The organism is Glutamicibacter sp. BW77, assembly GCF_002332285.1.
In the GTDB taxonomy this organism is placed as follows: domain Bacteria; phylum Actinomycetota; class Actinomycetes; order Actinomycetales; family Micrococcaceae; genus Glutamicibacter; species Glutamicibacter bergerei.
The window spans coordinates 27,004-34,579 of sequence record NZ_NRGT01000063.1 but is presented as its reverse complement, the minus strand read 5'-3'; the positions used below and the strand labels follow the sequence as shown (position 1 = coordinate 34,579).

The 7,576-nt window shown below is 56.2% G+C and carries 7 protein-coding genes; 3 read left to right on the top strand and 4 right to left on the bottom strand.

Going from position 1 to position 7,576, the window contains the following annotated elements; translation table 11 throughout:
* Positions 1 to 51 precede the first annotated feature (51 nt).
* A complete protein-coding gene (locus CIK74_RS10795) occupies positions 52 to 579 on the top strand; it encodes a PadR family transcriptional regulator (RefSeq protein WP_096256215.1) in 528 nt (175 codons plus the stop codon).
* Positions 576 to 1,562 carry an alpha/beta hydrolase gene (locus tag CIK74_RS10790; protein ID WP_096256214.1) on the top strand — a complete coding sequence of 329 codons (987 nt, stop codon included), beginning with the start codon at positions 576 to 578 and terminating at the stop codon, positions 1,560 to 1,562. Before CIK74_RS10795 ends, CIK74_RS10790 begins: the two co-directional genes overlap by 4 nt.
* A gap of 73 nt (positions 1,563 to 1,635) precedes the next feature.
* Here the strand turns inward: CIK74_RS10790 and CIK74_RS10785 are convergent, their stop codons facing one another.
* The 4 genes from CIK74_RS10785 to CIK74_RS10770 form a co-directional block, all read right to left on the bottom strand.
* Entirely contained in the window at positions 1,636 to 2,811 is a 1,176-nt protein-coding gene (locus CIK74_RS10785; protein WP_096256213.1) for a globin domain-containing protein, read from the bottom strand.
* Between the two features lie 121 nt (positions 2,812 to 2,932).
* Entirely contained in the window at positions 2,933 to 3,385 is a 453-nt protein-coding gene (locus tag CIK74_RS10780) for an Rrf2 family transcriptional regulator (protein WP_096256212.1), read from the bottom strand.
* Between the two features lie 9 nt (positions 3,386 to 3,394).
* The gene (locus CIK74_RS10775) at positions 3,395 to 3,868 is read right to left on the bottom strand and encodes a hypothetical protein (RefSeq protein WP_096256211.1); all 474 of its coding nucleotides are present in this window, start codon (positions 3,866 to 3,868) and stop codon (positions 3,395 to 3,397) included.
* 12 nt (positions 3,869 to 3,880) lie between these two features.
* Positions 3,881 to 5,305: a phosphomannomutase/phosphoglucomutase gene (locus CIK74_RS10770; protein ID WP_096256210.1), complete on the bottom strand. Its 1,425-nt coding sequence runs from the start codon at positions 5,303 to 5,305 to the stop codon at positions 3,881 to 3,883.
* A 145-nt stretch (positions 5,306 to 5,450) separates the two neighbouring features.
* On the opposite strand from CIK74_RS10770, the gene CIK74_RS10765 reads away from it, so the two are divergent.
* On the top strand, positions 5,451 to 7,571 hold the full coding sequence (locus tag CIK74_RS10765; protein ID WP_096256221.1) for a RecQ family ATP-dependent DNA helicase: 2,121 nt from the start codon (positions 5,451 to 5,453) through the stop codon (positions 7,569 to 7,571).
* Positions 7,572 to 7,576 lie beyond the last annotated feature (5 nt).

The window sequence follows — 7,576 nt, the reverse complement described above, 5'->3', positions numbered from 1 at the left end:
CGGAAGAGTCAGTAGAGCCGCAAAATCAACTAAATATGAAAAGATGAATCCATGGTTTTGGCACGATTGATCCTAGGGTTGCTCTGTTTGGCACCGATGACTGGTTATGAGCTCAAGAAACATTTTGACTCCTCCATTAATCACTTTTGGAACGCAGATAAAGCGCAGATCTACCGCACGTTGGCTCAGCTAGTTGATAAGGGCTACGCGACGGTGACCACTGTGGCGCAGTCAAACTATCCTGACCGCCAAGAGCATCACATTACCGATGCCGGTCGGCAGGCCCTGGTTGGATGGCTTTCCGACGGAGCGGCCCAGGGCACTGAGCGGGACCCCTTCATGGGACAGGTATTTTTCGCGGCCGAGCTACCCCGTGAGGATATTGATCAGCTTCTGACCGAACGTCGGGTCAAAACTCAGGCCGTTTTAGATGACTATCTCTCCCAACGTGAAGGCATCGACATGCGAGCGGCGGCGGACCGCCGCAGCTTCCTCATGGCCGCCACCTTGGACCATGCAATTCGACAGCAGGCCGCCGAGCTGGAATGGCTTGACGCAGTAATGGAGCATCTGCCATGACACCAGGCAAAGACGCCGGTTCCACTGAGAAGAAGTTCAGCAGGGACGCAACCGACTATCCCGAACTACATCCAGCACGTCGTGCGTCCGGAAGAGATAAACCCGCCCAAACGCTGGTTTTTTTACATGGCGGAAATGTTGGTAATTGGAGCTGGGATCCGCAGGTTCTAGCCTTTGGCGACTTCAATGTGCTGACCTTGCATCTTCCCGCTTTCGGCGCGCGCAGCGAAGAGACTTGGCAGGGTTTAGACTCGGCCGCCGATGACGTGGCGGCGCTTATCGCCGATGAGGTCTCCGAAGGTGGGGTGCACCTGGTAGGTATTTCCTTAGGCGGGGTGATTGCCCTGCATGTGGCTGCGCGACATCCAGAACTGGTCGATTCCTTGCTGCTGACAGGTACCCCGGTCACCGGCGTGCCGGCAGCCGCACGCGCAATGAACCGGATGGCGCTGAAACTGATTGGCAGTGAATGGTACTGGCGTTTCCAGGCCGGCGCCTATGGCATGGTGGATGACGAACGGGAGTTGTTCGCAGAACATGGTGTGCTGCTGAAGTCAGAGAATTTACGCGCCATCATGGATGATCTGGATCCCGGCGGACTTCCCGACAAGCTGGCAAACTATCGTGGGCCGGTGCTGGCATTGGCAGGGGGCAAGGAACCTAAGCATGTGCAGAAGTCTTTTGAAGCGTTACGCCATGGCCTTCCGCAGGCGGTAACTCGGGTCGTGCCAGGCATGCACCACCAGTGGAATATTGAGAACCCGCTACTGTTCAACTCGGTAGTGCGGCGGTGGATCAGCGACGCGAGCATTCATCAGATTTTAGTGGACCCACAGGCGGCAAAACAGGAGAAGCCAGCTAAGCCGACGAAGCTGTCAGGTGCACAGCCAGAATCGGCTGAAAGTCAGCCGCGCCAGGTTGATCCTAAACCTGCGGTTCCCAAGCGTAAGCCAGAAATACCGAAGCCGAACAAAAATAAATAGCCTTTAAATATAGCTAAGCGCGATGCAGATTCCCCCATAATTCGAATCTGCGTCGCGCTTAGCTAGTTTATGGTTAGGCTGCTAGCCATACATCTGGGCCGAAGACCTCATAGTGGATGTGCTGGGCAGGGACACCGGCGGCTAGAGCCTGGCCGCGTACCGCGTGCATGAACGGCAGCGGGCCACACAGGTAGACGTGGCTGTCGGCGGTCAAGGTATCGCTGAGATCCATGTAACCGGACTTGGCCTCGATGTGCTCTGGCAGTTCGCCGCGTTCGAACCAGGTGCTCAGCGTGGCCTGTGGCAGCTTGCTCAGCGACTCGATCATTTGCTCACGTAGTGGCCAGGCAGTGTATTCCTGGTCGGCGTGCAATACGGTGAGTTTGCGGGTGGAGCCACGTGCTGCCAGGGTGCTCAGCGCTGCGGCACTTGGGGTGCAACCAATACCTGCGGTAGCGATCACCAGTGGTGCTCCGGACTCATCGATGGTCAGGTCACCGTAGGGGTTTGAAAGTTCAACGATGTCGCCAACTTTCAGCGAATTGTGCATGACCGGAGTGAACTCGCCATCCACATCAAGCTTCACGGTTACGGTGCGGCGTGCGGTGTTCTCGACATCCCCGCTGAGGGTGTATTGGCGCACCTGGCGCAAACCATCGGTCATCGGCATGCGAACCGAAACGAACTGTCCTGCCTTGGCGGTCGAAGCGACAATATCGTCGGCTGGTTCGAAGCTGAAGGTGACGGAGTTGTTGGCTTCTTCGGTACGCTCGGCGAGCTTCCACTGGCTGTAAACGACGTCGTTTGCCTGCTGTGAGTAGAGGCCCTTTTCGATCTTGATCAGTGCGTGAGCCATCAGCCAGTAGACCTCGCTCCAGGCATCTGCGATCTCTTGGGTCAGCGCGTCGCCTAGGTCTTCGGCGATGGCGGCGAAGAGGTGCTCGTACACGATGGGGTACTGCTCTTCGACGACACCCAGTGAGGTGTGCTTGTGGGCGATGCGTGCCAACATCGTTTCTGGCAGAGTTTCTGGTGAATTGATCAGGTGGGTGGCGAACACCGCGATGGAGCCGGCCAGTGCTTGCTGCTGGGTTCCGTTTTTCTGGTTTGAGCGGGAGAAGATTCCGTCGAGCAGCTGTGGGTGAGCGGCAAAGAGACGGTCATAGAAGTTTGGGGTAATGCTGGAGATGCGAGCGCCAATGATCGGCAGAGTCGCTTCGATGACTGGGCGGGACTGGGTTGAAAGCATCTTGTCTCCTTAGAGGGTAAATGTATCTTGTATTTAAAATGCAAGATTATGAGTTAAGTTCTACGCCCCGTAGAAGAAGAATGCAAATCGAAGGTCCCGCTATCGGGATTTTAGGCGTTGATTACGCGTTATGACGCACGGTGGGGAAGGGCAACAACGTGATCGCAGGAGAGTTCTCACAAATATCTGTGACCGTTAAAGAGTCTAGTGAAGCGTAAAAAGCCTCTCTGGCGCTCTTCAATGCCGAACGTAAACGGCACCCTGCCGAGAGCGGACAATTTCCCACTGCGTCATGGGTGGTGCAGTCGACCACATCTTCGCGCCAGTCCAGCGAGCGCAAGAGTGTACCGACTGAATAGGCCAAACCACGTTCGGTGATTTGCGCACCGCCATGGCGACCGCGAGTGACCTCCAGGAGTCCCAAAGTACGTAATTCTACGACTGCCTTGGCCACATGGTTATAGGGGACACCGACCAGTTCGGAAATCTCACGACTGGTCAATTGGCCGACACCGGGTGCGCCTAGAACCATCACGGTTCGTAGGCACACGTCGGCGAAGGCACTGAGTTTCATAAACCCAGTCTACTGCTGTGTGTTGGCCCAGATAGATTCGGCGGACTCCGCCGAAGGCTCCTCGAAGGTCCAATCGCCACCAGGCTCGGCTGGCATCGAGTATGGCTGGACGATCGCTAGTGCGGCACCGACCTTGTGCTCAGCGACCACATGAATAGCGTCGCGGTCATCGGCTTCGAGCAAGACATCCGAGGCGATAGCGATCGCTTCGAAGTGAGTTCCTTGCTCGTTCAGTACCTGTACTAGATCCGCAGCCATCGCCTCGGTATCAATGTCAGCATCCGGATCTTCAGGATTGTCCGTGGGCGGAACGGCGATCAAACGCAGTTCAGGCTCGCCATCGGCTTCCTTAGGTTCCAAAGCGATGGCGAAAGGCAGGAAGACACCCTGTTCCTCAAGCTGTTCGCGGGCCACACCTAGTGCGGTGCCCAAAACTTTGTTCAATGCGTCTTTAACGGACTCGTCGAGATCTTCGAGATTCACGGTGCTAACCCCTTAGTTGGTGATGTGTGCTTCACGCACGATTGCTAAAACCGTATCGCGAATTGGTTCGATAATCTGTGCCGTGGCACCTTCGCCGTTAAAGCGCAGGAAAGGTTCGGTATTCGACGGACGCAAGTTGATCCACCAGCTACCATCCTTGGCAGTAAATGTGGTGCCATCCAGCGTCGTGACATCCACCGGCTGACCAGCAAAATGCTCGACAACGCGGGCAACAGCCCCAGCCTTATCTTCAACCTCGGAGTTAATCTCACCGGTAGCAACATACGGCTCAAATTCTCGGCCCAGTTCCGACAACGGAAGATCCTGACCACCCAGCGCGGCCAGCACATGCATCGCGGCAAGCATGCCGGTATCCGCATTGTAAAAATCACGGAAGTAATAGTGTGCCGAATGCTCACCACCGAACACCGCGCCCTGTGCAGCCATTTCAGCCTTGATAAATGAGTGACCCACACGGGTCATCACCGCCATGCCACCAGACTTCTCAACAAATTCAGGCACGGCCTTGGACGTGATCAAGTTGTGAATGATCACCGGATTTTCCTCGCCCTCGGCCTGTACCCGAGCGATTTCACGCACCGCAACCAATGCGGTGATCGCACTTGGCGACAACGGCAAACCACGCTCATCGATCACGAAGCAACGATCCGCGTCCCCATCAAATGCCAGACCCAGGTCCGCTCCATGAGCCAGCACCGCGGCCTGCAAATCTTTGAGATTTTCTGGTTCCAGCGGATTCGCCGGGTGATTCGGGAAAGTACCATCAAGTTCAAAATACAACGGCACAATATCCAGCGGTAATCCGGGGAGAACAGTATCGCCAAGCACCGCAGGAGTGGTCAAACCACCCATGCCGTTGCCCGCATCCACTACAAGCTTCAGCGGACGAATCGTCGATAAGTCAACTAATTCACGCAGGTACGCTGCATAATCTGCCAAGACGTCGCGCTCGCTGATGCGCCCCTGCTCACCGTCGCCCGACACCGGCAATCCCTCATCGAGGTACTGCTGAGCCAGGTCGCGAATATCAAATAGTCCGGTGTCCGAAGAGACCGGACGGGCGCCGGCCTTAGACATCTTAATGCCGTTGTACTGGGCCGGGTTGTGGCTGGCGGTAAACACCACCCCGGCAGCATTGTGCTTGCCAGAAGCAAAATAAAGTTCGTCGGTGGAAATTAGTCCTAGCATCACCACGTTCGCGCCACGGTAGGTGGCGCCGCGGGCGAACGCCTGCGCGAAGGTCGTACTGGTCGGGCGCATATCGCCACCAACTAGGACGTCCTTCCCAGCCAGGGACAACACGTCGACAAAAGCGGCGCCAATGGCCTCGACTGCTTCGGCGTTGATGCTTTCGCCAACTACGCCACGCACGTCATAGGCCTTGAAACTTTGGTTCAGGTCAATTTCTTCACTCACAGCATTCAGACTACCGGTTTGCTGCTACGAGATGGTGGCGAATGGCCAGTTAGTACATGGGAAATGGCTTACACTTACCCGCGGTTGTCCCCAATGCGTGCCGTGAGGCAAGCCAAACGTCGGCCGATACTGAAATACTATGACCATGGAAGCCAACGAGCACAACGATCTGAAGAATCTCGCGCTGCAGAAGTTGCGTGCCCTGGTTCAGCACCCAGAGGCGCAGTTTCACGACGGCCAGTTTGAAGCGATTAGCGCGCTGGTCCAAGAACGCCGTCGGGCGCTGGTGGTGCAACGTACCGGCTGGGGCAAATCCGCGGTCTATTTCATTTCGTCGTTGTTGCTCCGTCAGCAAGGCTATGGACCGACCCTCATCGTGTCTCCGTTGCTAGCTCTGATGCGTGACCAGGTGGCCGCGGCCGAACGTGCCGGAGTACGGGCAGCTGCCATCAACTCGGCCAACGTGCTTGAATGGCGCGAAATTCTTTCAAAGCTTGAACGCGATGAAATTGACGTATTGCTGGTATCCCCAGAAAGACTGAACAATCCCTCTTTCCGTGAGCACCAACTTCCAATGCTGATGAAGCGTCTGGGACTTCTGGTGATCGACGAAGCGCATTGCATCTCCGATTGGGGTCACGACTTCCGCCCCGATTACCGACGCATCCGCGATTTGATAAATCGTCTGCCACAGGGACTTCCGGTGCTCGCTACCACCGCAACTGCGAACACACGCGTAGTGCAAGACGTCGCAGAGCAGCTCTCCGGCGGAACGCAGGAAGTCTTCACCTTACGTGGCACACTGGCCCGAGACTCGTTGCGGTTAGGCGTACTGCGTCTGCCCTCGCCACGTATGCAATTGGCTTGGTTGCTCAGCCACATCAATGATTTTCACGGTTCGGGCATTATTTACACGCTGACCGTCTCGGCGGCGGAAGATATTGCACGGTTGCTACGCGATGCCGGTCATCCGGTCGCCGCCTATACCGGACGTACCGACCTAGAAGAACGCGAAAAGCTAGAACAAGCGCTGAAAGCCAATGAAGTAAAAGCCTTGATCGCTACTAGTGCGTTAGGAATGGGATTTGATAAGCCAGACCTAGGATTTGTTATCCATGTCGGGGCGCCCAGTTCACCGGTGGCCTACTACCAACAGGTGGGCCGTGCAGGTCGTGGAAGTATCGATGCCGACGTCCTCTTGCTACCAGGACAAGATGATTCCGAAATCTGGGAGTACTTCGCCACCAGTTCCATGCCCGATCAGCAACGCGCGAATCAAGTACTGGAAGCTCTAGGGCAAACCGACGGAGCAATGAGCGTTCCAGCACTTGAAAGTGCCGTTAACCTGCGCAGGTCGCCGTTAGAACTGCTGCTGAAAGTCCTGGCTGTCGACGGGGCGGTGGAACGCGTAGCCGGAGGTTGGATGCGCACCGACATGCCTTGGGCCTACGATGCAGAACGCTACAAGCGTGTGGCACAGAGTCGGGTGCACGAACAGACACTGATGATCGATTATGAGAATACTCGTGGCTGTCGCATGGAATTTCTTACGAAGGCACTGGATGACCCAAAGTCGGCGCCCTGCGGACGTTGCGACAATTGTGCCGGAACATGGTTCGATGACCACATTCCAGACGAGTCAAAAGACAACGCCCAAGCAGCTCTGGTTCGGGCTGGTGTCCAAATTGAACCTCGCAAGCTCTATCCGTCTGGCCTACAACGCCTGGGACATTCTCTAAAAGGGAAAATCCCGGTAGATGAGCAATTATCCACCGGACGTGCGTTGGCGCGACTGACAGATTTGGGGTGGGGCAACAGACTGCGTCAACTATTCGCTGACCCGGTGGATAATCCAGTTGACCCGGCGATGCTTGAAGCCTGCACCAGGGTGCTGGCCGAATGGAATTGGGAACAACGACCAGTAGCAGTCTTGGCGATGCCTTCAACCAAGCGCCCACAGCTGATTACTTCGCTAGCGCAGGGGCTGGCCCAGATTGGTCAGCTTCGCTATTTGGGCCAGCTTGAGTACCGTGGGGCACCTCCACAGGGTGGTCCTGGCGGCAATTCGGCCTTCCGCATTGCCGCGGTGGCTGATGCATTTGAAATCCCTGCACAAATCGATCAAATGCTGGCGACAGCACCGGGACCGGTGATGCTCGTTGATGATTTGGCTGACTCGCGTTGGTCCTTGGCAATGGCCGGTCGGGCAGTACGGATTGCTGGGGCACCGGGTGTTTTGCCTTTCACTCTGGGCATAGCAGGATAATCGCA

Bases quoted from the DNA above. Each gene is read 5' to 3' on its own strand.
- CIK74_RS10785 (WP_096256213.1), bottom strand. From the start codon at position 2,811: ATGCTTTCAACCCAGTCCCGCCCAGTCATCGAAGCGACTCTGCCGATC.
- CIK74_RS10795 (WP_096256215.1), top strand. From the start codon at position 52: ATGGTTTTGGCACGATTGATCCTAGGGTTGCTCTGTTTGGCACCGATG.
- CIK74_RS10790 (WP_096256214.1), top strand. From the start codon at position 576: ATGACACCAGGCAAAGACGCCGGTTCCACTGAGAAGAAGTTCAGCAGG.
- CIK74_RS10765 (WP_096256221.1), top strand. From the start codon at position 5,451: ATGGAAGCCAACGAGCACAACGATCTGAAGAATCTCGCGCTGCAGAAG.
- CIK74_RS10780 (WP_096256212.1), bottom strand. From the start codon at position 3,385: ATGAAACTCAGTGCCTTCGCCGACGTGTGCCTACGAACCGTGATGGTT.